This window comes from Actinomadura sp. K4S16, assembly GCF_008327685.1.
Classification (GTDB): Bacteria; Actinomycetota; Actinomycetes; order Streptosporangiales; family Streptosporangiaceae; genus Spirillospora.
On record NZ_BDDE01000018.1, the window covers coordinates 36,446 to 61,364 of the forward strand.

General features: G+C 70.4%; 21 protein-coding genes. 16 read left to right on the top strand and 5 right to left on the bottom strand.

Going from position 1 to position 24,919, the window contains the following annotated elements; translation table 11 throughout:
- Nucleotides 1-14: 14 nt before the first annotated feature.
- Nucleotides 15-1,559: a long-chain fatty acid--CoA ligase gene (locus tag K4S16_RS28280; RefSeq protein WP_149262099.1), complete on the bottom strand. Its 1,545-nt coding sequence runs from the start codon at nucleotides 1,557-1,559 to the stop codon at nucleotides 15-17.
- A gap of 254 nt (nucleotides 1,560-1,813) precedes the next feature.
- Here K4S16_RS28280 and K4S16_RS28285 point away from each other — a divergent pair, with 254 nt between their 5' ends.
- Entirely contained in the window at nucleotides 1,814-2,428 is a 615-nt protein-coding gene (locus K4S16_RS28285; protein ID WP_149262100.1) for a TerB family tellurite resistance protein, read from the top strand.
- A 228-nt stretch (nucleotides 2,429-2,656) separates the two neighbouring features.
- Complete coding sequence (gene leuS, locus K4S16_RS28290) at nucleotides 2,657-5,119, top strand: leucine--tRNA ligase (protein WP_235037162.1); 2,463 nt, start codon at nucleotides 2,657-2,659, stop codon at nucleotides 5,117-5,119.
- Between the two features lie 301 nt (nucleotides 5,120-5,420).
- Here the strand turns inward: leuS and lexA are convergent, their stop codons facing one another.
- Complete coding sequence (gene lexA, locus K4S16_RS28295; protein ID WP_149262102.1) at nucleotides 5,421-6,107, bottom strand: transcriptional repressor LexA; 687 nt, start codon at nucleotides 6,105-6,107, stop codon at nucleotides 5,421-5,423.
- A 175-nt stretch (nucleotides 6,108-6,282) separates the two neighbouring features.
- Between lexA and K4S16_RS44525 the strand changes: the two genes are divergently transcribed.
- From K4S16_RS44525 to K4S16_RS28350, 11 genes are all read left to right on the top strand, one after another.
- Nucleotides 6,283-6,618 carry a LysM domain-containing protein gene (locus K4S16_RS44525; RefSeq protein WP_160161063.1) on the top strand — a complete coding sequence of 112 codons (336 nt, stop codon included), beginning with the start codon at nucleotides 6,283-6,285 and terminating at the stop codon, nucleotides 6,616-6,618.
- Between the two features lie 469 nt (nucleotides 6,619-7,087).
- A complete protein-coding gene (gene nrdR / locus K4S16_RS28305; protein ID WP_141583086.1) occupies nucleotides 7,088-7,561 on the top strand; it encodes a transcriptional regulator NrdR in 474 nt (157 codons plus the stop codon).
- 118 nt (nucleotides 7,562-7,679) lie between these two features.
- Complete coding sequence (locus tag K4S16_RS28310; RefSeq protein WP_149262104.1) at nucleotides 7,680-10,496, top strand: vitamin B12-dependent ribonucleotide reductase; 2,817 nt, start codon at nucleotides 7,680-7,682, stop codon at nucleotides 10,494-10,496.
- Nucleotides 10,497-10,730: 234 nt separating this feature from the next.
- Nucleotides 10,731-10,931 (top strand): hypothetical protein, encoded by a 201-nt coding sequence (locus tag K4S16_RS28315; protein ID WP_149262105.1) that lies wholly within the window; start codon nucleotides 10,731-10,733, stop codon nucleotides 10,929-10,931.
- A gap of 120 nt (nucleotides 10,932-11,051) precedes the next feature.
- On the top strand, nucleotides 11,052-11,825 hold the full coding sequence (locus K4S16_RS28320; RefSeq protein ID WP_149262106.1) for a DUF1883 domain-containing protein: 774 nt from the start codon (nucleotides 11,052-11,054) through the stop codon (nucleotides 11,823-11,825).
- A 936-nt stretch (nucleotides 11,826-12,761) separates the two neighbouring features.
- Entirely contained in the window at nucleotides 12,762-13,064 is a 303-nt protein-coding gene (locus K4S16_RS45230; RefSeq protein ID WP_375708350.1) for a tyrosine-type recombinase/integrase, read from the top strand.
- Nucleotides 13,061-13,381, top strand: a complete 321-nt coding sequence (locus tag K4S16_RS28330) for a helix-turn-helix transcriptional regulator (protein WP_149262107.1) — start codon at nucleotides 13,061-13,063, stop codon at nucleotides 13,379-13,381. Before K4S16_RS45230 ends, K4S16_RS28330 begins: the two co-directional genes overlap by 4 nt.
- Nucleotides 13,382-14,363: 982 nt before the next feature.
- The gene (locus tag K4S16_RS28335; RefSeq protein WP_149262108.1) at nucleotides 14,364-15,689 is read left to right on the top strand and encodes a hypothetical protein; all 1,326 of its coding nucleotides are present in this window, start codon (nucleotides 14,364-14,366) and stop codon (nucleotides 15,687-15,689) included.
- 189 nt (nucleotides 15,690-15,878) lie between these two features.
- Entirely contained in the window at nucleotides 15,879-16,820 is a 942-nt protein-coding gene (gene sigJ / locus K4S16_RS28340; protein ID WP_149262109.1) for an RNA polymerase sigma factor SigJ, read from the top strand.
- 86 nt (nucleotides 16,821-16,906) lie between these two features.
- On the top strand, nucleotides 16,907-17,842 hold the full coding sequence (locus tag K4S16_RS28345; protein WP_149262110.1) for an NAD(P)-dependent oxidoreductase: 936 nt from the start codon (nucleotides 16,907-16,909) through the stop codon (nucleotides 17,840-17,842).
- Nucleotides 17,843-18,110: 268 nt separating this feature from the next.
- Entirely contained in the window at nucleotides 18,111-18,662 is a 552-nt protein-coding gene (locus K4S16_RS28350; protein ID WP_149262111.1) for a hypothetical protein, read from the top strand.
- 86 nt (nucleotides 18,663-18,748) lie between these two features.
- Here K4S16_RS28350 and K4S16_RS28355 read toward each other — a convergent pair whose 3' ends face one another.
- Nucleotides 18,749-19,441 carry a DoxX family protein gene (locus tag K4S16_RS28355; RefSeq protein WP_149262112.1) on the bottom strand — a complete coding sequence of 231 codons (693 nt, stop codon included), beginning with the start codon at nucleotides 19,439-19,441 and terminating at the stop codon, nucleotides 18,749-18,751.
- A 97-nt stretch (nucleotides 19,442-19,538) separates the two neighbouring features.
- Nucleotides 19,539-20,426, bottom strand: a complete 888-nt coding sequence (locus K4S16_RS28360; protein ID WP_149262113.1) for a serine hydrolase — start codon at nucleotides 20,424-20,426, stop codon at nucleotides 19,539-19,541.
- A 150-nt stretch (nucleotides 20,427-20,576) separates the two neighbouring features.
- Between K4S16_RS28360 and K4S16_RS28365 the strand changes: the two genes are divergently transcribed.
- The 3 genes from K4S16_RS28365 (at nucleotide 20,577) to K4S16_RS28375 (ending at nucleotide 23,807) form a co-directional block, all read left to right on the top strand.
- Nucleotides 20,577-21,476, top strand: coding sequence for a LysR family transcriptional regulator (locus tag K4S16_RS28365; protein ID WP_149262114.1), 900 nt, complete (start codon nucleotides 20,577-20,579; stop codon nucleotides 21,474-21,476).
- Between the two features lie 118 nt (nucleotides 21,477-21,594).
- Nucleotides 21,595-22,758 carry an alpha/beta fold hydrolase gene (locus K4S16_RS28370; RefSeq protein ID WP_160161064.1) on the top strand — a complete coding sequence of 388 codons (1,164 nt, stop codon included), beginning with the start codon at nucleotides 21,595-21,597 and terminating at the stop codon, nucleotides 22,756-22,758.
- A gap of 80 nt (nucleotides 22,759-22,838) precedes the next feature.
- On the top strand, nucleotides 22,839-23,807 hold the full coding sequence (locus K4S16_RS28375) for a hypothetical protein (protein ID WP_149262116.1): 969 nt from the start codon (nucleotides 22,839-22,841) through the stop codon (nucleotides 23,805-23,807).
- 6 nt (nucleotides 23,808-23,813) lie between these two features.
- Here K4S16_RS28375 and K4S16_RS28380 read toward each other — a convergent pair whose 3' ends face one another.
- Nucleotides 23,814-24,779, bottom strand: a complete 966-nt coding sequence (locus K4S16_RS28380) for a pirin family protein (protein WP_149262117.1) — start codon at nucleotides 24,777-24,779, stop codon at nucleotides 23,814-23,816.
- Nucleotides 24,780-24,919 lie beyond the last annotated feature (140 nt).

Consider the following 24,919-nt stretch of genomic DNA (forward strand, 5'->3'; position numbering starts at 1 on the left):
GGCCCCGCGCGCGGTCAGCGCAGCTCGCGCTTGAGGATCTTGCCGGTGGCGGTCATCGGCAGCTCGTCGCGGAACTCGACGATCCGCGGGTACTTGTAGTTCGCGAACTGCTCCTTGCCCCACGCGACCAGCTCGTCCTCGGTGACGGTCGCGCCGGGGGTGCGGATCACGTACGCCTTGACCTCCTCGCCGTGCGAGGGGTGCGGGACGCCCACCACCGCGGCCAGCGACACCTCCGGGTGGGTCATCAGGACCTCTTCCAGCTCCCGCGGGTACACGTTGTACCCGCCGCGGATGATCATGTCCTTGGAACGGTCGATGATGTAGTAGTAGCCGTCCTCGTCGCGGCGGGCCACGTCGCCGGTGCGGAACCAGCCGTCCCTGATGGCGGCCTCGGTCGCCTCGGGCCGGCCGTAGTAGCCCTTCATGATGTTGTGGCCCCGGATGGCGATCTCGCCGGGCCCCTCGCCCTCGATCTCCTTCCAGTCGTCGTCGATCAGCTTCATCTCGACGCCCCACACGGGCAGGCCGATCGAGCCGGGCTTGGTCGGACGGTCCGGGCGGTTGAACGAGGCCACCGGCGACGTCTCCGAGAGGCCGTAGCCCTCCAGGACGTCCACGCCGAACTTCGTCCTGAAGCCCTTGAGGACCTCCATGGGCAGCGCCGACCCGCCCGACACCGCGACCCGCAGGTTCTCCCGGATCGCCGCGATGTCCTCGTCGGAGGTCTCGTCGGTCAGCAGCCCCCAGTACATCGTCGGGACGCCCGCGAAGATGTTCACCTTCTCCTTGACCATCAGCTCGACGGCCTGCCGGGCGTCGAACCGCGCCTGCATCACGAGTGTCGCGCGCCGGTAGAGGCCGACGTTCATCACGCAGGTCTGGCCGAAGATGTGGAACAGCGGCAGCGTCACCAGCGACGTGTCGTGCAGCGTCCGGTAGAAGAGCGTGTCGTCCACCATGGCGTTCGTCAGCAGGTTGCTGTGCGTGAGCTCGGCGCCCTTCGGCTGCCCGGTCGTCCCGCTGGTGTAGATGATCACGGCGGTGTCGCCCGGCCCGGTCTGCGCCGTCTCGAAGGTGCCCGGCTTGCCGGCGAGCGCCGCCCAGAACAGCTCGGCCCCCTCGACCGGGGACTCCGCGGCGGACGGGTCGGCGGGCAGCAGGAAGAGGTGCTCGCAGCCCTCCGCCTGCTCGAACCCGGCGCGCCCCATCTCGCCGAGGGGCAGCTCCGGCGTCCCCTCGAAGCAGAAGAACGCCTTGGCCCCGGAGTCGCCGAGGTGGTAGGCGATCTCCCGCGGCTTGAGCAGCACGTTCAGCGGGACGACGACCGCGCCCGCCTTGAGCACCCCGAAGTACACCATCGGGAAGTACGGGAGGTTCGGGCTGGAGAGCGCCACCTTGTCGCCCGGCCCGATGCCGCGCTCGCGCAGCAGGTTCGCGACCTGGTTCGCGACCTGGTCGAGGAAGGAGTAGGACAGCCGGAGATCGCCGAACACGACCGCGTCGCGGTCGGGCGTCTCCCGGGCGGCGTCCTCCAGCAGCACGGACAGGTTGAGCATGGCACTCCTCGCGCGGAAAGGTGACCTGCCGGTTAGTTACCGACGAGTGTATGAACCGTTTGGCACATCCTGCTGCACGGGACGTGTCCGGCGCCATCATTCGCAGGCCTTGACGTGCCGTTTTCGTCGTTGTGACGGCGGCCGGCGCGGCCGGAAGGGGCCGGGCGGGAACGCGGCTCCGCCCGCCGTCGTTACCATCCGGGCGGTCCGGCGGCGTTACCATGTGCCGCTTCGGCGAGAAAGGGTGCGCGATCTTGATCATCTTCGGCTGGCGCGTGGTGTTCTTCACCCTGACCAGGGGGACCTTCCACTGCCCCGACTGCGGCGGCGACCGCGAGTACCGCCGCCGGCAGGGGCGCAACTTCTTCACGCTGTTCTTCATCCCGGTCATCCCGCTGATGAAGGCCGGCGGCGAGTTCGTCGAGTGCGACACCTGCCACGGCCGCTGGAACCCCGGCGTGCTCGACGTGCCGACGACCGCGCAACTCGCGCAGATGCCCGCCATGCTGCTGCGCATGGCCATCGCGCAGGTCCTGCGCTCCGGCGACTACACCGACGAGGCCGCCCGCTCCCGCGCCGTCGCCGTCGTCCGGCAGGCCGGCGAGCCCGGGTACGACGACACCGCCCTGAACGCCGACCTGGGCCGCCCCTTCGACGAGGTCCGCGTCGAGATGGGACGCGCCGCCTCGGCCCTCGCCCCCGAGGCGCGGGAGAGCATCCTGCGCGCCGCCGCCGAGATCGCGCTGGTCGACGGGCCGCTGACCGTCTCCGAGGAGGAGACGCTGTCGGCCGTCGGCGCCGATCTCGAGCTGACCCGCGTCCAGGTGACCGGCGTCGTGTCCATGGCGCGCCAGGAGTCGGGGCACTAAGTCGCGGCGGCGGGGGTTGCGACTGCGCTACTCTTGAGGTATGTCAGCCAGGCTGCTCCTCGAACGACCACGTTGACGCACTGACGTCAGCGTGGTGGCCCCTCCTGTGCGAGGGGCCGTTTCATGTCGGCGGACGGCCACGACCCAGCAGCAGGAACCGGAGTCAGAAGCGTGAGCAGCGACGTTCCCTACCGTGCGACGCCGGGGGGTACAGGGGGGGCGTCCCCCCTGAACGAGGGGTACGACCCCCGGGCGGTTCAGGACAAGTGGCAGGCCCGCTGGGAGGAGCTCGACCCGTTCAAGGCGGACGAGACGGGCACCGCCGAGGAGCGCCGCTACGCCCTCGACATGTTCCCCTACCCCAGCGGCGACCTGCACATGGGCCACGCGGAGGCGTTCGGCATCGGCGACGTCGTCGCGCGCTACTGGTTCCAGCGCGGTCACAACGTCCTGCACCCGATCGGCTGGGACTCCTTCGGCCTGCCCGCCGAGAACGCCGCCATCAAGCGCGACTCGCACCCCGCCGAGTGGACGTACGCCAACATCGAGACGCAGGCGGCCTCCTTCCACCGCTACGCCCCGTCCTTCGACTGGACGCGGCGCCTGCACACCTCCGACCCCGAGTACTACAAGTGGACGCAGTGGCTGTTCCTGCGCTTCTACGAGCGGGGCCTGGCCTACCGCAAGGGCGGCCATGTCAACTGGTGCCCGAAGGACCAGACCGTCCTGGCCAACGAGCAGGTCGTCGGCGGGCACTGCGAGCGCTGCGGCGCGCTGGTCGAGAAGCGCGTGCTGACCCAGTGGTACTTCAAGATCACTGAGTACGCGGACCGGCTGCTGGACGACATGGCGCAGCTGGAGGGCAAGTGGCCCGAGCGCGTCCTGCTGATGCAGCGCAACTGGATCGGCCGCTCCACCGGCGCCGACGTCGACTTCGTGATCGAGGGCCGCGACGAGCCCGTCACCGTCTACACCACGCGCCCCGACACCCTGTACGGCGCGACCTTCATGGTCGTCGCCGCCGACGCCGCGCTGGCCGAGGAGATCTGCCACCCCGACCATCGCGCCGCGTTCGAGGCCTACCGCGACGAGGTCTCCCGCGAGAGCGAGATCGAGCGGCTGTCCACCGAGCGCGAGAAGACCGGCGTGTTCCTGGGCCGCTACGCCGTCAACCCGGTCAACGGCGAGCGGCTGCCCGTCTGGGCGTCCGACTACGTCCTGGCCGAGTACGGGCACGGCGCGATCATGGCCGTGCCGGCGCACGACCAGCGCGACCTGGACTTCGCGCTGAAGTTCGGGCTGCCCGTCCGCGTCGTCGTCGAGACCGGACTGGCCGACCCCGCCGAGACGGGCGTCGCCACCCCCGGCGACGGCGCCATCGTCAACTCCGGCCCGATCGACGGGCTGACCAAGGCCGACGGCATCGCCCGCATCACCGAGATCCTGGAGGAGCGCGGCACCGGCCGCGCGTCGGTGAACTTCCGGCTGCGCGACTGGCTGGTGTCCCGGCAGCGGTTCTGGGGCTGCCCGATCCCGATCGTGCACTGCGAGGCGTGCGGCGAGGTCCCCGTCCCCGACGACCAGCTGCCCGTGAAGCTGCCCGAGGGCCTGCGCGGCGCCGACCTGGCGCCCAAGGGCACCTCACCCCTGGCGGCCGCGACCGACTGGGTGAACACCGAGTGCCCCAAGTGCGGCGGCGCGGCCACCCGCGACACCGACACCATGGACACGTTCGTCGACTCGTCCTGGTACTACTTCCGCTACTGCTCGCCGAACTACGAGGGCGGCCCGTTCGACGTCGAGCAGGTCCGCAAGTGGATGCCGGTCGACCAGTACACGGGCGGCGTCGAGCACGCCATCCTGCACCTGCTGTACAGCCGGTTCTTCACCAAGGTCCTGCACGACATGGGCATGGTCGACTTCACCGAGCCGTTCACCCGGCTGCTGAACCAGGGCCAGGTGATCAACCAGGGCAAGGCGATGTCCAAGACGCTGGGCAACGGCGTCGACCTGGGCGAGCAGATCGCCGAGTTCGGGGTGGACGTCGTCCGGCTGGCGATCCTGTTCTCCGGCCCGCCCGAGGACGACATCGACTGGGCCGACGTGTCCCAGCACGGCATGTCGAAGTTCCTGTCCCGCGTGCACCGCATCGCCACCGAGGTCTCGTCCGCGCCCGGCGTGGACGTCACCGCCGGCGACCCGGCCCTGCGCCGCGCCACGGCCCGCACGGTCGCCGAGGCGACCACGCTGGTCGAGACGCAGCGGTTCAACGTCGCCATCGCGCGGATCATGGAGCTGGTCACCGCGACCCGCAAGGCCATCGACTCGGGCCCCGGCGCCGCCGACCCGGCCGTCCGCGAGGCCGCCGAGGCGATCGCGGTGCTGCTGTCGCTGTTCGCCCCCTACACCGCCGACGAGGTGTGGGAGCTGCTGGGCCGCACGGCTCCGGTGATCCGCGCGGGCTGGCCGTCCGCCGACCCCGCGCTGCTGGTTGAGGAGTCGGTCACCTGCGTCGTCCAGGTCGGCGGCAAGGTGCGCGACCGCCTGGAGGTCCCGCCCGGGATCACCGCGGAGGAACTGGAGCGCCGCGCGCTGGCCTCCGCCAAGATCCAGGACGCCCTGGGCGGTGCCGACATCGCCAAGATCATCGTCCGCGCCCCCAAGATCGTCAACATCGTCCCCAAACGCTGACCCAGGCCCGCCGCGCCGCCCAACCGGCGCGGCGGCCCACCCCACCCACGCCGACACTGCCGTGACTTGGCGTGCCACCGCAGGCGTCGTGTGGTGCTGGCGGGGGCCTCGTGCTGGGTTCTCGGCACCGGTGGCAGCGGCGATGTGCTGGCTCGCGCGCTGGGGCGGGCTAAGCGTGTGCCTGCGTGGCCGGGTGCGGTGGGCGTGCGGCGGTCGGGGCGCGCGCCGGGGTGTGGGGGGCTCGGTCAGGGCAGGCTTCAGCGGCCGCCGGAGGGGCTCCGGCGGCCGCTGAGGCGCGGCGTCACATCTTGCGAAGGACCGCCACGACGCGTCCGAGCACCGACGCCTCGTCGCCGGGGATCGGCTCGTAGGCGGGGTTCTGGGGCATCAGCCAGATGTGGCCGTCGTCGCGGCGCTTGAACGTCTTGACCGTGGCCTCGCCGTCGATCATGGCGGCCACGATGTCGCCCTGCTCGGCCACCGGCTGCTGCCGCACGACCACCCAGTCACCGTCCGCGATCGCGGCGTCGATCATCGAGTCGCCGGTGACCTTCAGCAGGAAGTGGGTGCCCTCGCCGACGAGCTGCTTCGGCAGCGTGAACACGTCCTCGACGGCCTCCTCGGCGAGGATCGGGCCACCGGCGGCGATGCGCCCGACGAGCGGCACGTACGCGGGCGCGGGCTGCGCCGAGCCCGGCTCGTAGCCCTCCTCGTGGGTGCGCACGGGCGTCGCCCCCGGCACCCTCACCTCGACCGCGCGCGGCCGGTTGGGGTCGCGCCGCAGGAAGCCCTTGCGCTGCAGCGCCCGGAGCTGGTGCGACACGCTGGAGGTGCTGGTCAGCCCGACGGCCTCGCCGATCTCGCGCATCGAGGGCGGGTACCCGCGGCGCTGGACCGAGTCGCGGATCACCTCCAGGACCATGCGCTGTCGCTGGGTCAGGCCCGTCTCGTCCATCGGCCCGTCGGGCAGCTCCCGGACCTTGCTCATCGCTCGTCGCCTCCCGGGCGCCTCGATCCGTCACTCCTTGTCATGGAACCTATCGCGTCCAGGCCCGATGATCAAACAATTGTTCGAAGATGTGCTCGCTTTTTGCGGACGCCCCCTGGTAGAACATCGTACAGGCGTTCGATCGAAAATGCATTCGAAGTCGAGGAGGGGAGAGATGCCGGGTTCACCCCACAGTGACCGTCCCCCGATCCGCCTGACCCGCCGCGGCCGCGCCGTCCTGGTCGCCTTCGCCGCCACCCTGACGCTGATATTGCTCTGGCTCACCGTGGGGCCGGGCGCCTTCGCCGGCTCCGGCGAAGGCCGCGGCGCCCCGGTCCGTCCCGCCCGAACGGTCGTCGTCGAGCCCGGTGAGACCCTTTGGGAGATCGCCTCCGCCGCCGATCCCGGCAGCGACCCCCGCGTGGTCGTCCAGCGCATCATCGACCTCAACGGACTCGCGGGCGATCCCACCGTCCATCCCGGCCAGGAGCTCCGCCTCCCTGCGAGCTGACCCCGGCCGCTACGCCGAGTCACCATCCTTCCCTCGCGTTGCGTGCCGCCATGGCTCGACCGCCGGCGTGCGGCAACTCCGGGCGCTCCCGTGCCGTAGCGGCGTCGGCCTTGCCGGACGCCGGAGAGGTCGCCGGGCGAGGCGTTCACCGAGTGCGACGGCCTGAGCGGTCGCGGGCGGTGGCGCATGTGTGGCGGGGGCGTTGGCCTGGGGCTTTGCGGTGTGATGGGTTACCCGGAGGCGTCCGGCGGAGGCGGTGGGTGACGACACGCCCGGAGGGAAAATCGGGGTGTCGGAGGTGACCTGCGCGGACGTGGCGGATGTGACGCACGGGGCCGCCGATCAGGTTGCGAACGGCTCCGGCGAGCCGTACGGTTGACCACAACATCTAGTAGTCACATCGATGTAGTTCCCTATATATGGCATCAACATCGGTGTAACTCGTTTACGTCAGGGGAGGGGACCAAACGTGCACTGCCCGTTCTGCCGCAACCCTGACACCAAAGTGATCGACAGCCGTTCGACCGATGACGGTGGCGCCATTCGGCGTCGCCGGTCGTGCTCGGAATGCGGCAAGCGATTCACCACGCAGGAGAATGTGCTCGTGATGGTGGCCAAGCGCAGCGGGGTCACCGAGCCGTTCTCGCGGGAAAAGATCATCGCCGGGGTGCGCAGGGCCTGCCAGGGCCGCCCGGTCGACGAGGATGCGCTCGCGAAGCTGGGACAGCGGGTCGAAGAGGCGATCAGGTCGTCCGGATCCGCGGAAATCCCCTCGCACGAGATCGGCCTCGCGATCCTGGGGCCGCTCGGCGAACTCGACGAGGTCGCCTATCTGCGATTCGCCTCGGTCTACCGGAGCTTCGAGTCGCTGGACGACTTCGCCAAGGAGATCGAAGCACTGCGGAAGGCCGGTTCCTCGGGGGAGCCCGGCCCGTCCCGGTAGGGACGGTTCCGGAAACACATCAGCACATGTAAAGGCGTCTCCGCCCGGGCATGGCCCGTGCGGCGGCGGAGTTGTTCCTGAACAGGGCCCGGCGGGAGGGCCCGAGAGGGGGAAGGCCATGACGGAGACGGTGAGCGGCTCGGCGGCACGGCGCGGCAAGGGGGGCCGCAAGGGGCTGAAGATCGAGCGCATCTTCACCACGCCCGGCGTGCACCCGTACGACGAGCTGCGCTGGGAGCGCCGCGACGTCGTCATGACCAACTGGCGCGACGGCTCGGTGAACTTCGAGCAGCGCGGCGTCGAGTTCCCCGACTTCTGGTCGCTGAACGCCGTCAACATCGTCACGTCCAAGTACTTCCGCGGGGCGGTCGGCACGCCGCAGCGGGAATGGAGCCTGAAGCAGCTCGTCGACCGCGTCGTCCGCATGTACGTGGACACGGGGCTCAAGGAGGGCTACTTCGCCTCCGAGCAGGACGCCGAGATCTTCGACCACGAGCTGAAGTACGCCCTGGTCCACCAGATGTTCAGCTTCAACTCCCCCGTCTGGTTCAACGTCGGCACCAGGTCCCCGCAGCAGGTCTCGGCGTGCTTCATCCTGTCCGTGGACGACACGATGGAGTCGATCCTGGACTGGTACAAGGAAGAGGGCGTCATCTTCAAGGGCGGCTCCGGCGCCGGCCTGAACCTCTCCCGCATCCGCTCCAGCCGTGAGCTGCTGTCCTCGGGCGGGACGGCCAGCGGCCCGGTCTCGTTCATGCGCGGCGCCGACGCGTCCGCCGGGACGATCAAGTCGGGCGGCGCGACCCGCCGCGCCGCCAAGATGGTCGTGCTGGACGTCGACCACCCCGACGTCGCGGAGTTCATCGAGACCAAGGCGCGCGAGGAGGACAAGATCCGCGCGCTGCGGGACGCCGGGTTCGACATGGACCTCGGCGGCAAGGACATCGGCAGCGTCCAGTACCAGAACGCCAACAACTCCGTCCGGGTGTCGGACGAGTTCATGCACGCGGTGGAGTCGGACGGCGAGTTCGGGCTGCGCGCCCGGATGACCGGCGAGGTCATCGAGACGGTCAAGGCCAAGGAGCTGTTCCGGCTGATGGCCAAGGCGGCGTGGGAGTGCGCCGACCCCGGCATCCAGTACGACGACACGATCAACGACTGGCACACCAACCCCGAGACCGGGCGGATCACCGCGTCCAACCCCTGCTCGGAGTACATGAGCCTGGACAACTCGTCCTGCAACCTCGCCAGCATCAACCTGCTGAAGTTCCTCACCGACGAGAACGCGTTCGACGTCGCGAAGTTCGTCAAGCTCACCGAGCTGATCATCACGGCGATGGACATCTCCATCACCTTCGCCGACTTCCCGACGGAGAAGATCGCCGAGACGACCCGCGACTACCGGCAGCTCGGCATCGGCTACGCCAACCTCGGCGCCCTGCTGATGGCGACCGGGCACGCCTACGACTCCGAGGGCGGGCGGTCCCTCGCCGCGGCGATCACGTCGCTGATGACGGGCGTCGCCTACCGGCGCTCGGCCGAGCTCGCGGGCGTCGTCGGCCCGTACGCCGGCTACGCGCGCAACGCCGAGGGGCACAAGCGCGTCATGCGCAAGCACGCCGCCGCCAACGACGGCATCCGCACGCTGGACGCGATGGACAAGGCGATCCACGCCGCCGCCGCCAAGCAGTGGGCCGACTGCCTGAAGGCCGGCGAGAAGAACGGGTACCGCAACGCGCAGGCCAGCCTGCTCGCCCCGACCGGGACGATCGGCCTGATGATGGACTGCGACACCACCGGCATCGAGCCGGACCTCGCGCTGATGAAGTTCAAGAAGCTCGTCGGCGGCGGGTCCATGCAGATCGTCAACCACACGGTGCCGCGCGCCCTGAAGAAGCTCGGCTACCAGCAGGAGCAGATCGAGGCGATCGTCGAGTACATCTCCGAGCACGGCCACGTCGTGGACGCGCCGGGGCTGCGCCCCGAGCACTACGAGGTGTTCGACTGCGCGATGGGCGAGCGGGCGATCAGCCCGATGGGGCACGTCCGGATGATGGCGGCCGTCCAGCCGTTCCTGTCCGGCGCGATCTCCAAGACCGTCAACATGCCGGAGCAGGCCACCATCGAGGACATCGAGAAGGTGTACTTCGAGGGCTGGCGGCTCGGCCTGAAGGCCCTGGCGATCTACCGCGACAACTGCAAGGTCGGCCAGCCGCTGTCCGCCGCGGGCAAGAAGGAGGAGCCGAAGGCGGCGGCGCCCGCCGAGACGGTGCCGCGCCCCGTCCGCCGGCGCCTGCCGAAGCAGCGTCCCGCGACCGTGACCCGCTTCTCCGTGGCGGGCGCCGAGGGCTACATGACCGCCTCGTCCTACCCGGACGACGGCGTCGGCGAGGTCTTCCTCAAGCTCGGCAAGCAGGGCTCCACGCTCGCGGGCGTGATGGACGCCTTCTCCATGGCGATCTCCATCAGCCTCCAGTACGGCGTCCCGCTGGAGACGTGGGTGGAGAAGTTCACCAACATGCGGTTCGAGCCGGCGGGCATGACCGACGACCCGGACATCCGCATGGCGACCTCGGTGATGGACTACATCTTCCGCCGCCTGGCGCTGGACCACCTCCCGTACGAGGAGCGCGCCGAGCTCGGCATCTTCACCGCCGAGGAGCGCGCGATGCAGGCCAACGGCGAGGACCCCGCCGCCCTGCACGCCGAGGACGAGGTCGACCGCGAGTCCCTGGCGCAGTCCGCCGAGATCGCCCGGCCCGCGGCGCCCGCCCCGGCCCCGGCGGGTGAGGCGCGCTCGTCCATGGAGGTGATCGAGAGCCGCCAGGGCCGCACGGCCGACGCGCCGCTCTGCCTCACCTGCGGCACGAAGATGCGCCCGGCGGGCAGCTGCTATGTCTGCGAGGGCTGCGGCTCCACCAGCGGCTGCAGCTGAGGATGGGCAAAGTTGTAGTAGATGCAACATCTCGGTAGCTGGCGTGTGAGCTGCGCACAGAACAACTGAAGAGGGCGTGCCGCCGTGGTTCCAGTGGAGGATCGCGGCGCCGCCCGGGATTCGTCTCAGTCGTTAGAGGTTGGCGACTGAAACGGCGAACGCCCGGCCTTGTGGGAGGTCGGGCGCTCGCTGCGGCGAGGAAGTTGATGTTCCTGCGCGCGTGTAGGAACCCGCATGACATCAGCTTCCGGGCCGCAACGCAAGTCGGTCCGGAAGGAGGTGGTGATCGTGGTGAAGAGGAACACTCGTCAGACCAGCCAGAAGGCTGCGTCTGCGGCGGGAAAGACGCTGTCGAACGGGAAGGCCAGCAAGGCCGCGAAGGCTGCGGCCGCTAGCGCGCTGTCGCAGACGCCTTCTCGCCGCCGCAAGAAGTAGGTAACGCCGGCCGTCCAGGGCCCACACCTCGGATGGCCGGTCCTTGCCGCATCACCAATCAAGCACGGGTGACTGACCGTGCTGAACCTCATTCTGAAGAGTCATGAAGGGAGACTCACGATGGAATTCGCCGTGCATGACCTGGGGCGTTGCGAACGTGGCTCGGTGGTTGTTGTTTCGTTGAAGGGCAATGCCGCAAATGTTCGACTGATGAATCCTAATAACTTCCGTGCTTACAAGAATGGGCGGAAGGCGCGCTTTCACGGTGGGCTTGTGAAGCGTTCACCGGCTCGAATCAAGGTCCCTAGCAGCGGGCACTGGTACGTCACGGTCGATCTCGCAGGCCTTGGAGGGAAGGTCAGATCCTCCGTCAGTGTGGAGCCGCCGCCGCTACCGACATTCCGGTCGTCGGTCGATCCAGCATCGTTGAGTCACATCAGGCACGACGTGCCTCCTGCCCTCGTTACAGAGGGGCAACAGGTGTGGGACGTCTTCATCTCTCATGCCGGCGAGGACAAGGCGGCAGTCGCTCAGCCGCTTGCTGAGCACCTTCGGACGGCTGGTCTGGACGTGTGGCTGGACACCTTCGAATTGCGGATCGGGGATAGTCTCCGCCGTAAGATCGACGCCGGTCTCGCTGGAAGTCGTTTCGGCGTAGTCGTGCTGTCCAAGCCCTTCTTCAGGAAGGGGTGGCCACAGTACGAACTCGACGGTCTGGTCACCCGGTACGTCTCCGGTGAGCAGAATCTCCTGCCGATCTGGCATGAAATCACCCGGGACGAAGTGATGGCACAGAGTCCATCCCTGGCGGACAAGATCGCTCGGAGTACCGCACAGTACACGATCGGAGAGATCGCTCGGGAGATCGCCGAAGTTGTGAATCCAGGCCCCTGACGGGTGGGTGATTGACCGCGAAGGGGACGCCCACGGCCGGGATCGCGGCAGGGCTTGCGCGCCACATGTTTCAACCTCAACAATGTTGCATCTCATGCAACGGGAGGCTCCTGTGGCTGAAGCCGCCGATCTGCCTGGTGCTGCGCATCTGGAACTCATCGACGGGGTTGTCCATCTTGACCCGAAGCCTGCGGTGCTGGAGGCGATGCTGGCTGGGTGGGTGCGTCAGCAGCGGACCCGGTTCCTGAACGAGAAGGGTACGATCGCGCCGCGGGTGTCGCTGGTGCGGCGGCTGGTGGCGTTCACCAACGCCTACCCGTGGGAGTGGACGCTGGCCGATGGCGAGGCGTTCATCGCTCATCTGCGGTCGCCGAACCGGACCCGGCCGCTGATGATGTCGACCGGCCGGGGGTATGAGACCACGCTGGCGCTGTTCATGGACTACCTCACTGACCGGCGTTACGGCTGGACGGAGGAGTGTCATCAGCGGTTCGGGCAGATCCCGCAGCAGATCTTCACCGAGGACAACCGGGTTGCCCATGTCGCGGACTACGAGGGCCGTCCCGAACGGCGGTCACTCACCTACGACGATTTCCAAGCGCTGTTCGACGCCGTCGACGGCCGGGTGGAACAGGTCCGGTCGCTGGGCCGCAAGGGCGCGCTGACGGCGATGCGGGACGCGGTCATGCTCAAAACCGTCTACGCCTACGGGCTGCGCCGCAACGAGACCAGGATGCTCGACCTACCGGACCTGCGTCGGACGCCGAAGAGGCCGCAGTACCGGCAGTACGGCGCACTGTTCGTCCGCTACGGCAAGGCATCCAAAGGCAGTCCGCCCAAGTGCCGCACCACGCTGACCGTGCACGAGATGGACTGGATCGTCGACGAACTCGACCACTGGGTGAACGAGGTCCGGCCTCTGTTCTCCCGGGCAGGTTGCCTGCGCTGTTCGTCACCGAGCGGGCCGGCCGGATGTCGCTGCGCGGGCTCAACCATGCCTTCGTGCAGGCCCGTGACGCCGCCGGGCTGCCGCACGAGCTGGATCTGCACTCGCTGCGGCACAGTTACATCACCCACCTGGTCGAGTTCGACTATCCGGAAAAGTTCGTGTCGCTGCAGGTCGGCCACGACTATGCCAGCACCACTGCGATCTACACCGGTGTCTCCGACGAGTACCGCGAACGGCTGGTGCAACGCGCCCTGCGCAAGCGGCACCCGGACCTGTGGGAGAGCGAATGATCAAGAAGATGGGCATCCGCTGGAATTTGCGGCAGCTCATGGCCGCCCGCGAGATGTTCAAGACCACCGACCTGGTCGCCCCGCTGGCCGAACGCGGCGTCCACCTGTCCCGCGAGCAGGTGTTCAGGCTGGTCACCCAGCCGCCACAACGGCTGAGCATGGACACCCTGGCCGCGCTCTGCGACATCTTGGAGTGCGCCCCGGGCGACCTCATCGAGGTCGAGGTCGTCAACGCCCAGGTCCGCAAGACCGCCGGTGAGTCGACTGTGCCGTTGCCTGGCCCGCGGCGGACAAAGATCCGTCGTCCCGGACAGTGAGCCGCGACCGCGACCGGCGGCGAGCCGCCGAACGCCATCAACGACGAGAACGGATCGTCACCGCATTGACCACGTCCCTTACGGGACTCACCCGCGCCGCGGCCGCCAAGGTGGTCGCGACGGCCCGGGCGGACCAGGGCATCGGGCTGCGCACGCTGGACGAGTACTTGGCCGCCCACCCCGATGCGCTGATCTCGGGAGAACGCCGCTGCCCCGGTCGTGGTGGTGCGGCTCGCACACGCCTTGCGCGCTGCTGGACGCGCCGACGTCATCGCCCCCGGCTGCTCTCAGTGCGGCCGCACTGACGTTGAGCTGCCCCGCTTCGGTCCCGCCGGGCGCATCTGCCAAGCCTGCGGCGCCCGCGGCGACAAGAAGCCCTGCAGCCGATGCGGGCGCGTTCCCCGCATCCTGGCACGCCGGGACGAGGGCGGCATCTGCGCCGCCTGCTACCGCGTTGATCCCCAGGTCGTCGAGGAATGCGCTGGCTGCGGACGCGTGCGGATGCCCGTCACCCGCCGCTCGGACGGCCGGGCGCTCTGCCTGGACTGCTGGACGGCGCCGACGCACACGTGCGTTTCCTGCGGCGCCGTCGGCCCCGCCAAGGTCCGCGACGCCAACGGAGCGTTCTGCCAGTCCTGTTACCGGCGGCTTCGCCAACCCCGGCGGGTCTGCGGCAAAAGCGGGAAAGCGCGCGTGATCTCTCGCCGGGCGTCCGCCGACAGCCCCGACCTGTGTGAGAACTGCAACGTCCCGCCACCGGCCGAATGCTCGGTCTGTCACCAGGTCAAACCCGGCTCGAACAACGCCGAATACGGCTTTGTCTGCAGAGGCTGCCGCCCGCACAAGACCAGCCCCCTGCGCCCTCTGCGAGGAAGTCCGCCGTGTCCACGCCTACTGGCCGCTCGGACCGGTCTGCCCAGCCTGCCACATCCGTGTCCTGGACCATCCCAAGCAGTGCGGCCGCTGCGGGAGCAGCCAGCCGTTGATCGCCCGCGGTGACGACGGCGAGGCCATCTGCGGGCCCTGCGCCGGGCTGCCCGGCGCCTACACCTGCCCCGGCTGCGGGACCGGCGGACGCCTCTACGCCGACGGCCGCTGCCCCCGCTGCGTGCTGAAGGTCCGGCTCGAACAGCACCTGGGCGGCCCCGACGGGCACGTCCCGAACCAACTGCGGCCCCTGGCCGACGCGCTGGCCGAGGCCGACGACGCCCGCGGCGTGCTCTGCTGGCTCAAACGCAGCCCCAACGCCCACCTGCTCGCCGAGCTGGCTGCCGCCGGCCGGACCATCAGCCACGAACTGCTCGACGAACTCCCGCCCGGCCGCTACGAGCACTACGTGCGCCAGGCCCTGGTGCACACCGGCGTCCTGCCGGAACGCCACGAGGACCTCGACCGCATCCCCGCCTGGCTGGACACTCTGCTGGCAGAACGACCCGCCCAGCACGCCCGGCTCGTCCGCCCCTACGTGCACTGGTTCCTGCTCAAACAAGCCCGCCGCCGGGCCTCGCACCGCCTTCACCCCGCCCGGTCTGGATCCTTCCTGCGCACCCGGATCCGGATCGCGCTGGAGCTACTGACCTGGCTTGACGAGCACGGCCTCGCCCTGGCCACGCTCACCCAGGCGGATCTTGACCGCTGGCTGGTCACCGGGAACACCCGCACCTACACCATCCGCTACTTTCTCGGCTGGGCCGCCGACCGTGGCCTGACTCCGCGGCTCACCGTCCCGGCCATTCCGCGGCAGGACCCGGCCAGCATCCTCGCCGAGGACGACCGCTGGGACCAACTCCACCGCTGCCTCACCGACACCGATCTGCCGCTGGACGTCCGTGCCGCCGGAGCATTGCTGCTGCTGTTCGGCCTGCCGACCTCACGCATCCGCATGCTGCGCCCCGAGCATCTGCACGACCGCGACGGCGGCACCTACCTCACCCTCGGCCGCCACCCGCTGCTCGTCCCGCCCAAGCTCGCCACCCTGCTCGGCGACCTGGCCGCCACCCCCGCCAACCGCACCCGGCTCGCGGCCGGGGCCGGCTGGCTGTTCCCCGGCCGGGTGCCCGGTCAGCCCGCCGGGCCGTCCGGGTTCAGCCGGAAACTCCTAGACCACGGCATCGACGCCCGGCCCGCCCGCAACGCCGCACTCATCGCCCTGGTCGAGGACCTGCCCGCCCCGATCCTCGCTGACGTCCTCGGCATGCACATCAACACCGCTGTCCGCTGGACCCAGGTCGCCAGACGGGACTGGACCGAATACCTCATCGCCCGCGAGGAGGACGCCAAGCGGGGGAATACCGCACCCTCCGAATAAGTGCTCTGCCCCAGTAGGACGAGCGAACCTCCATCCGCACGTTGAACTGATCGACTCCGGTTGAACCACCGGACGGCGAAGGGGAACCGGCCATGGTCGGTTCCCCTTCGCCGTGTCAGAGGTGACGGCCACGATCCGCGAGAAGGGCCGCGACCTGCTGAAGCCACTGCGGAAGACTATGATCAGGCCATGCCTTTGAGGGCGGATGACGTCGACCGGTTCGAGCTGGCGAGGCCCCGTCTGCAGGCCATCGCCTACCGTCTCCTCGGCTCCGCGGACGAGGCACAGGACGTCGTCCAGGAAACGTTCCTGCGCTGGCAGGCCGCGGACGTCGGCCGCGTCCAGGTTCCCGAGGCTTGGCTGACGAAGGTGCTCACCAACCTGTGCCTCAACCAGCTCGCCTCCGCGCGGGCACGCCGCGAGACCTACGTGGGCCGGTGGCTCCCCGAGCCGCTGTTCGCGGGGGACCCGATGCTCGGCCCGGCCGACACCGCCGAGCAGCGCGAATCGGTGTCGTACGCGGTCCTCACCCTCATGGAGCGCCTGGCTCCCAACGAACGGGCCGTCTACGTCCTGCGGGAGGCCTTCGACTACCCGCACCGGGAGATCGCCGAGATCCTCGACATCACCGAGGCCGCCAGCCAGCAGATCTTTCACCGCGCCAAGGAGCACGTCGCGTACGGCAAGGCCCGTCGCGAGGTCGACGAGGCCGCCGCCCGCCGGATCGTCGAGGAGTTCCTCGCCGCCGCCACCAGTGGCCGCACCGATGAGCTCGTACGCCTGCTCACCAAGGACGCCGTCTCCATCGGTGACGGCGGAGGGAAGGTCCCGGCACGCACCAAGGCGTTCAAGGGAGCCGTCGCGGTCGCGAAGTTCGTGGGGACACTCCTCAAGCCCAGCGAGGCGACGCGCGCCATCGTCGGTGGCTCGTCTGAGATATACGCCTGGGTCGCCAATGGCGAACCCGCCGTCGTGGCCGTCGTGGAAGGCCGGGTCGTCGGCATCATGTGCCTGGAGGTCACGGCCGAGGGGATCGCCGCCTGCCGTACACAGGCGAACCCCGACAAGCTCGCACGCGCGACCGAGCAGTGGGCGGCGGCCGACCATGGTGAGCCCCTCCTCGTAGTGTGACCCAAGTCACATTCGACTCTTGTCAGCAATCGGCGGGCCATCCGGTTCAAGTGGCGAACCCGAACCGGACAGCAAGGGAGCCGACGATGAGAGTGCTCGTGGCAGGAGCGACCGGAGCGATCGGCACGGAACTCGTGCCTCGTCTGGTCGAGGCGGGACACGAGGTGTTCGCCATGGTCCGCAGCGACTCCGGCAAGTCCAAGGCGGCGGAACTGGGCGCGGTGCCGGTCATCGCCGACGCGCTCGATCGCGTCCAGGTCGAGGCGGCCGTGCGCCAGGCGGCCCCGGAGGTGATCGTCCACCAGTTGACCGCCATCGGGGACATCGACACCCGCCATTTCGAACGCAGCTTCGCCGCCACCGGCCGGCTGCGGACCGAGGGCACCGACAACCTGCTCGCGGCCGCCCGCGCCGCCGGAGTGCGACGGTTCGTCGCCCAGAGCAACGGCGCGTTCACCTACGACCGGACCGGCGGGCCGGTCAAGGTCGAGGAAGACCCCCTGGACCGCTCACCGATCCCCCAGATGGCCTCGATGATCGCCGCGATCGAGCACCTGGAGAAGGCCGTGCTGGGCGCCGCCTGGACCGAGGGGATCGTGCTGCGCTATGGCGGGTTCTACGGACCCGGCACCTCCATGGCACCGGGCTCCGAGCAGGTCGAGATGATCCGCAAGCGCAAGTTCCCGGTCGTCGGCGACGGCGGCGGGGTGTGGTCGTTCATCCACATCGCCGACGCCGCCGAGGCCACGGTCGCAGCGGTGGAGAAGGGCGGCCGCGGTGTCTACAACATCGTCGATGACGATCCCGCTCCGGTCGCCGAATGGCTGCCGGAACTGGCGGCGATGCTGGGCGCAAAGAAGCCGATGAAGGTACCGCGGTTCGTCGGACGGCTGGCCGCCGGACAGGCCGGCGTCGTGCTCATGACCGAACTGCGCGGCGCGTCCAACGCCAAGGCCAAGCGCGAACTGGGCTGGCACCCGGCACACCCCTCCTGGCGCCAAGGTTTCCGGGCTATGGCGTGACTTGCTGAGCGTCGTCCGCATGGACGAGCACGTCCTCGGCGAGGAAACCGTGCGGCGCATGGCCAGGACCGACCCCAGGTTCCACGGCGGCGAAGCCTGGATCGGTCGGCGAAGGGGAGACGGCTCAGCCCGTCTCCCCTTCGCCGCGTCCGGCCCGGGGCCCGTACCCAGGCCGCCCCCGGCCCTCGGTCGTGGAGCGGTGATTTCAGGGTCGCTTCAGGGATCTTCCCGATGCCGCGGGCGGCGAGGGCGTCCGAGGCTGGACGTCATGACCACGTCAATGCCCCCAGACCCGATTCCCCCCGGCGTCATCCGCAAGTTCCGCGACGAGCTCGTTCAGGACGAGTTCGATCGCATCTCGCCGATGTTCCGGGTCATCACCGACCAGGCCGCCCTGATGGCAAGGCTCCAGACGCCCGAGCTGGATGCCGTCGAGTGGTGGGAAGCCCCTAACGAGGCCGGCGGGACGTTCGTCTACCTGCGCCAGGTCCCGGCCGACGGCGGAGACGAGATGGGGAGCACCCAAGGGGACAGCGCCGAGGGACGGCCGCCCGGCGTGCCTCCCATGCTCATCGTGATCGAGGAGACGCTGCGGCGCGGCCGCTGGTTCGCGGCCGGACACGTGTTCAGGCCGGAAGCGGCGGCGGTTCGTCTCGACTTCGCGAACGGCCGAAGCCATGAGACCACCGTCCAACCCAACGGGTACTTCCTGGATCTCCTGCCCTGGCGCACGGAGACGCAGCCGTCGCTGTTCGAGGCCGTGGCCTTCGACCGTGAGGGCAGACCCGTCGAGCGCGACCGGGGTGCGCTCGACGGGTGATCGGTGCCGGGAGCGGCCGGCCGCCTCGAGGTCCGGAGCCGGGGGATCGTGCGCTCGTGAGCGGTTCCCTGGTTCGCGGCCCGCCGTCAGGCCGGCGGGTCGGTGTCGCCGGTGGGGGGCTCGGCCGGCTGGGTGGTCGAGGTGCGGCGGCGCTGGGAGGGCTTGCGGCGGCCGGCCACCAGCACGTCGTCGCTCGTGTCGGCGGGCTTGTCCGGGGCGCCGGACGACTCGGGGGCGGGGGCCGCGGGCGGCTTGGGGGAGCGGCGGGGCTTCTTCGCGGGCTTCAGTTCGGCCTGGCGGAGCGACTCCACGAAGCTCGCCGCGTCGTCCTCGTCCTCCTTCTCGGCGGGACGGCGGAGGCGCTTCGCGATGACCCACTGGTCGACGGTCAGGCGCCCGCCGCCCCCCGCGGCGAACAGCAGGCCGGCCAAGCCGAGCGCGACGACCAGCTCGTAGCCGTTCTGGACGCTTTTGCCGTCCACCATGAATAGGCCCTTGTCGGCGTGGACGAAGATGAACGCGCCCGCCATGTCGAGGAAGAGGAGCACGCCGGTGACCGGGAGGCCGAGCCCAGCGATCAGCGCCGCCCCGCCCAGGAGTTCGACGAAGGCGGAGTAGACGGCGGCGGCCGTCGGGAGCGGCACGCCGAGGGCGTCGAACGAGCGGCTCGTAGCGGTGACGCCCGCCTCGATCTTCTGCCAGCCGTGCGCCATGAAGACGATGCCCACGCCGAGCCGCGCCAGGAGGGCGACGACGTCGTACAGCGGCCGAGTGCGCATGCCGGCGACTCCTTCAGCGCGGGGGACGGGCCCTGTTCGACGGAGAGTATGACGGCCCCGGCGCGGATCCCGCGAACATCGCAGGTGAACGGGCCGCTCAGGTTTCGATGGAGGCGCGGGCGAGGGCCGTTGCGACGGTTTTGCAGGCGTGCTCGACGTCCTCGATGCCGCCGCGCAGGGTCGCGCCGCGCTCGGAGAGGGCGGCGAGGAGGAAGGTGTGGTCTCCGACCTCGACGATGCCGATGCTGTTGACCGTCCAGGCGCCGCCGTGCTTCTCGCGGGGCAGCCATCCGTTCTTCAGTTCGGCGCCGGTTCCGGCCGCGCTGACGCCCCACGCCTGTTCCGGCGTCACGTCCCCCATGAGCCGGCGGACGTAGCGGCGGCCTGCGGAACCGAGCGGGCTGTCCGCGGACGTCAGGGCGCTCAGCAGGCGGATCTGGTCGGCGGCGTTCGTCGTCGTCGAACCCCAGGAGCCACCCGCGCCCGGTTCTGTGTCGCGCAGGCCCAGCTTCCTGTTGGCGGAAGCCAGGCCGTGCGCGCCGCCGATGGCGCGCCACAGCGCGCTGGCGGCGTCGTTGTCGCTGACCGTGATCGCACGTTCGGCCAGGGCTTTCTCGGCGGACGTGAGGGAGCGCTCCTCGCGCTGCGCCTGGAGGAGCAGCGCCATGACGAGGTCGACTTTGACGATGCTGGCCGTCGCCGTCCGCAGGCTCCCGCCGTAGGAGTACGCGAGGCCGGTGGACAGGTCGCGCACCGATATCGCCAGGTCGTCGGCCCTGTCGCCCAGCCGGCGGCGGAGCGCGCGGGTGAGTTCCTCGCGCTCGGACCGGGTGAAGGCGGGCGTCGTCGGGGGCCGCCTGGGAGTCGGGGGCGTCGCGGTCACCGTAGGGACGGTAGGGGGTTCGTAGACGTACGCCGTGGAGCCGGCCATGAGTATCGCGGCGGCGGCGAGCATCGCGCCGACGAGGAGCACCGCCCGTCTCATCGACGCCGTCCTGCGTCGGAATCCATGATCGGGAGTGTCGTGAGCCCGCCGTTACCCCTCTGTTAACCCCGTTCGTGCGGTGCGGGCTCGCCTTTGTATGCGAGTAAGACGTGCAGCTAATGACCGAGAGCAGAGTGAGAAGATGCTCGCATGATGGCTTCTCGGCAGCTGGAGTACTTCAGGGCGGTGGCGCGCGAGCTGCACTTCACGCGTGCGGCGGAGGCGCTGCGGATCGCGCAGCCCGCGCTGTCCCAGCAGATCCGCAAGCTGGAGCGGCAGCTCGGCGTCACCCTGTTCGAGCGCGACAACCACCGGGTGGAGCTGACTCCGGCCGGGGCGGCGCTGCTGGAGCACGCCGAGCGGATCCTGGCCGACATCGCGGCGGTCGAGGACGAGATGCGCGGCTGGGCGGAGGGGACGCGGGGCCGGATCCGCCTCGGCGGAGCGCGCGGCCTGACGGCCCGGCTGGCGCGCCTGCTGGTGGAGTTCGCCGAGGAGTTCCCGGCGGTCGACGTGGAACTGCGGGAGATGAACACCGAGGAGATGGTCGCGGGCCTCGCCGGCGGGCATCTCGACGCGGCGACCCTCGTCCGGCTGCCGCAGGAGGAAGGGCGGCGGCTCGACTCCCTGCCGCTCGGTGAGGAGCCGCTCGTCCTCATCACCTCGGTCTCCGCGCCGCTCGCGAGCCGGTACCGGGTGCCCGTCGCCGCTCTCGACGGTGCCGACCTGGTCTGCTATGCGCCGGGCTCGGCGATCCGCGAGATCATCCTGTCGGCCCTGGCGGCCGCCGGCGCGACGGCGCGCATCCGGTACGAGACACGGGAGTACAGCACGGCCCGCGCCATGGCGAGCGTGGGCCTGGCCGCGGCCGTCGTCCCCCGGTCCGTGGCCGAGGAGCCGGGCCGGCCGGTGGGCGTCGTCCGCCTGGACCCCGAACCGGCCTGGGCCCCGTCCCTCGCCTGGCCCGCCGGGCGCCGCCCGAGCCCCGCGCTGGCCGCGTTCATCGATTTCGTCGCGCGCCGTCCGGACCTCGCCTCGGTCGGACCGTGACCGATCGAAGCCGGTGATAGGGCTGGGATATGACGATCAGCTCTATCAAGTCTTGGACGTCTTACGGATGGCGCGGCGAGGATGGGGGCGTTCCACAGAACGACTTTTGGAGGACGACATGGACCGTGGTGAGCGGGGGCGGCGCGAGTACGAGGGCTTGATGGGGCGCCGGCCCGAGGAGGCGCTCGGTGAGGTGCTCCGGACCTCCCCGCAGATGTTCGAAGCGGTCGTGGACGGCGCGTTCGGCGGTGCGCTGGCCCGCCCCGAACTGAGCCGCCGGATGCGGGAGCTGGCCTCCGTGGCCATCATCGCGTCCGCGGGAGGGGCGGAGCGGCGACTCGCGAGCCACGTGCGGGGAGCGCTGCGGCAGGGCGTCGAGCCGTCCGAGCTGCTCGCGCTCTGCGAGCACATCTCGGTCTACGCCGGCTTTCCGCGCGCGCTGGACGCGCTCGCCGTCGTCAACGAGGTCTTGGAGGAGCAGGGCGTGCCGAAGCCGCCGCGGATGCACCGCGTCGCGCTGGCGGGCCACGAGACCGCCGTCGCGCAGAAGGGCGACCACGGGCCGACTGTGATCCTTTCGCACTCGCTGGGCGTGGACTGGCGCATGTGGGAGCCCGTCATGGAGCGGCTCGCGCACGGCCGGCGGGTGCTCGCCTACGACTTCCGCGGACACGGCCTGGCCGCCGGGGCGCCCCGCCCGTTCGGCATGGACGACCTCGCCGATGACCTGCTCGGCGTCCTCGACGCGTTCGACGTGGAGCGGGCGCACGTCGTCGGCCTGTCGATGGGCGGTGGGATCGCCCAGACCGCCGCCGTCCGCGCACCCGACCGTGTCGCCTCGCTTGCCCTGCTCGCCACCACCGACCACGCCTTCGACGCCTTCGAGGACCGCGCCCGCTCCGGTGAGACCGACGGCATGGAGGCGCAGATCGTCCCCACCCTGACGCGCTGGTTCACGCCCGCCGCGCTTGCCACCGACATCTGGGGCGTCCGGTACGCGCGGGAGCACATCCGGCGCTTCGACTCCGCCGACTGGGCCGCGTCCTGGCGGGCCTTCAAGGGCGTGGACGTGCAGGGCCGCATCACCGGGAAGGACTTCCCGACCCTGGTTCTCGCGGGCGAACTGGACGCCTCGACGACCCCGGAGATCATGTCCGGCATCGCCGAGCGCATCCCGGGCTCGACCTACCAGGAGCTTCCCGGCACTCCGCACATGCAGACCCTCGAACGTCCCGACCTGGTCGCGGCGGCGCTCGACGAGTTCCTCCCGGCCGACCGCTAGGGCCTTCTCCGCCGAGCGGGGGAGGCGGACGGCCCGCACGGGGGAGCCGGTGCCGGGTCGGCGGACGGCAGGCTCCGATCATGACGGGATCGCCTGATGCGTCCGGAGCGATCGGGACGAGGTGGGACACGGCCCGACGGGTCGGCGGGTACGGCGCAGCCGCGTCGCTGTCGCTGTACCTGGTGGTCAAGGTCGTGTGGATAGCGGCGGCGGCGCTGGGCCACGTGCCGGCGGATTTCGGCGGCGCGGACTGGATCGTGCTCAACGCGGTGACGGTCGGCATGTCCGCGACCGGGATCGTGCTGGGGCTCGTCTTGGCCCGGGGCGGGAAGTGGCGGATCCCGGCCGCGCCGCTGGTCTTCTTCACGTGGGTGAGCAGCGGTTTCCTGATCCCGCTCCTGCCCTACACGCTGGTCGGCTCCGTCCTCGGCGCCGGTAAGGAGGACACCGGCGGGGACGGCGGCGACGTGGCACCGTCCTGGGAGATGGCTCTCATCGGCATCGGATTCACCGGCATGGCCATCGGCCTCGCCATCGCCCTTCCCATCTACATGAGGGAGAGGTGGCCGGCCGCCTTCCTGGGACGCCTCGCCGACCGGAGGAGGACCGCCGTTCGCCGTGCACGCGCCGCCGCCCTCCTCAGCGCTGCGCCGACCGCCGTGTGGGCCGTGTGGGCCGCGGGTGGAGGACTCGGCCTCGACCCCGCGCACCACGACCTCCTCGACCTGAACACCCGGCTCCTGCTGGGCGATTCGGCGCTCTGGACCGTGCTCGGCGCCTGGAGCGTCCTGGCCGTCGCCTCCGCGCGCTCGGACCTGCCCGCCTGGCTTCCGACCGCCCTGGGGTTCACCGCGTCGGGCTCCCTCTTCGCGTGGGGCGGCTGGAAGCTCGCGGTGGCGCTCCTCCGTCCGGGCGGCTACGCGACCGCCGAGTACCCGGCGGTCGCGATCGTCCTCAACGCCCTCGCCGTCGCGGGCGGCGTCCTGATGCTGAGCACGCTCCTGGACTCCCTGCGCGCCGCCGGCACCCGGGCTGCCGGGCGGGGGTGAGCCCGCTCAGCGCGTCCGGCCTCGGGGCTTGAGGGGCGTCGCGGGCATGGCGGGCGCCGGGATGGGCGCGCCGTCGTAGCCGCGCACGGTGCCGAAGCGGTCGCCGCCCATCCAGTCCTCGCGGGCGCGGGCGATCTCCTCTCCCGTCCGGGCGACGAAGTTCCACCACATGACGAGCTTCTCCTCGAACGGCTCGCCGCCGAGCAGCACGAGACCGCTCGCGCCGTCGGCCCTCAGCGGCAGTTCGCGGCGGCCGGATCCCAGGTACAGCATCGATCCGGGCTCCACGCGCATCCCGTCGACCTCCGTGACGCCGGACATCGTGAGCGCGGCGTACTCGAAGTCCGGTTCGACCGGCAGGCCCACGTCGGCGCCGTCCGCCAGGGCGATGTCCGCCCCGACGATGGGCGTGAAGACCGTGCCGGGCGACACGGCGCCGTCCAGTTCCCCGAGGATCACGGTGGCGCTGAACCCCGGACCGTCCACGACGGGCAGGTCGGCGTGGTGCTCGAACGCCGGGTCCGTGTACCTGTCCGAATCGGGCAGCGCCACCCAGAGCTGGGCGCCGTGCAGGACGGGGCCGTGCCCGCGCGGCGACTCCTCCGAATGCGCGATGGCCCGTCCGGACGTCATCAGCCCGAGCTCCTTCGGCCGGACGGTCTGCAGGCTGCCGAGGCTGTCGCGGTGCAGCACCTCACCGCCGTGCAGCCAGCTCACCGTCTGCAGCCCGATGTGGGGGTGGGGCGGCACCTGCATGCCGGGTTCGTCGGTGATGTCGTCCGGTCCGTAGTGGTCGACGAAGCACCAGGCGCCGACCATCCGCCGCCCCAGGCTGGGCAGCAGCCGCCGGACGACCGTGCTCTCGCCGAGCGGCACCCGCCGCGGCGGCAGCAGCTCGTGGACCGGGCCTCCCGGAACCTCCTCCCGGCCCCCGCACTCGACCGGCTTCGGCTTGACGTCGAGATTGCTCACCCGGACCCCCTCCTGAGACGCTGTCCCCCCACGATGCCATCCACACCCCGACCCGCGCCCCGCGCCCACACCCCCAACCCGCGCTCCGTGCTTCCGGCCCGCGCTCCGTGCCCCCAACCCGCGTCCCCGGCCCGCGCCCT

Bases quoted from the DNA above. Each gene is read 5' to 3' on its own strand.
- sigJ (WP_149262109.1), top strand. From the start codon at position 15,879: ATGCCTTTGAGGGCGGATGACGTCGACCGGTTCGAGCTGGCGAGGCCC.
- K4S16_RS28350 (WP_149262111.1), top strand. From the start codon at position 18,111: ATGACCACGTCAATGCCCCCAGACCCGATTCCCCCCGGCGTCATCCGC.
- K4S16_RS28330 (WP_149262107.1), top strand. From the start codon at position 13,061: ATGATCAAGAAGATGGGCATCCGCTGGAATTTGCGGCAGCTCATGGCC.
- K4S16_RS28365 (WP_149262114.1), top strand. From the start codon at position 20,577: ATGATGGCTTCTCGGCAGCTGGAGTACTTCAGGGCGGTGGCGCGCGAG.
- K4S16_RS28345 (WP_149262110.1), top strand. From the start codon at position 16,907: ATGAGAGTGCTCGTGGCAGGAGCGACCGGAGCGATCGGCACGGAACTC.
- K4S16_RS28320 (WP_149262106.1), top strand. From the start codon at position 11,052: ATGGAATTCGCCGTGCATGACCTGGGGCGTTGCGAACGTGGCTCGGTG.
- K4S16_RS28280 (WP_149262099.1), bottom strand. From the start codon at position 1,559: ATGCTCAACCTGTCCGTGCTGCTGGAGGACGCCGCCCGGGAGACGCCC.
- K4S16_RS28370 (WP_160161064.1), top strand. From the start codon at position 21,595: ATGGACCGTGGTGAGCGGGGGCGGCGCGAGTACGAGGGCTTGATGGGG.
- lexA (WP_149262102.1), bottom strand. From the start codon at position 6,107: ATGAGCAAGGTCCGGGAGCTGCCCGACGGGCCGATGGACGAGACGGGC.
- K4S16_RS28355 (WP_149262112.1), bottom strand. From the start codon at position 19,441: ATGCGCACTCGGCCGCTGTACGACGTCGTCGCCCTCCTGGCGCGGCTC.
- K4S16_RS44525 (WP_160161063.1), top strand. From the start codon at position 6,283: ATGCCGGGTTCACCCCACAGTGACCGTCCCCCGATCCGCCTGACCCGC.
- K4S16_RS28315 (WP_149262105.1), top strand. From the start codon at position 10,731: ATGACATCAGCTTCCGGGCCGCAACGCAAGTCGGTCCGGAAGGAGGTG.
- K4S16_RS28360 (WP_149262113.1), bottom strand. From the start codon at position 20,426: ATGAGACGGGCGGTGCTCCTCGTCGGCGCGATGCTCGCCGCCGCCGCG.
- K4S16_RS28310 (WP_149262104.1), top strand. From the start codon at position 7,680: ATGACGGAGACGGTGAGCGGCTCGGCGGCACGGCGCGGCAAGGGGGGC.
- K4S16_RS28375 (WP_149262116.1), top strand. From the start codon at position 22,839: ATGACGGGATCGCCTGATGCGTCCGGAGCGATCGGGACGAGGTGGGAC.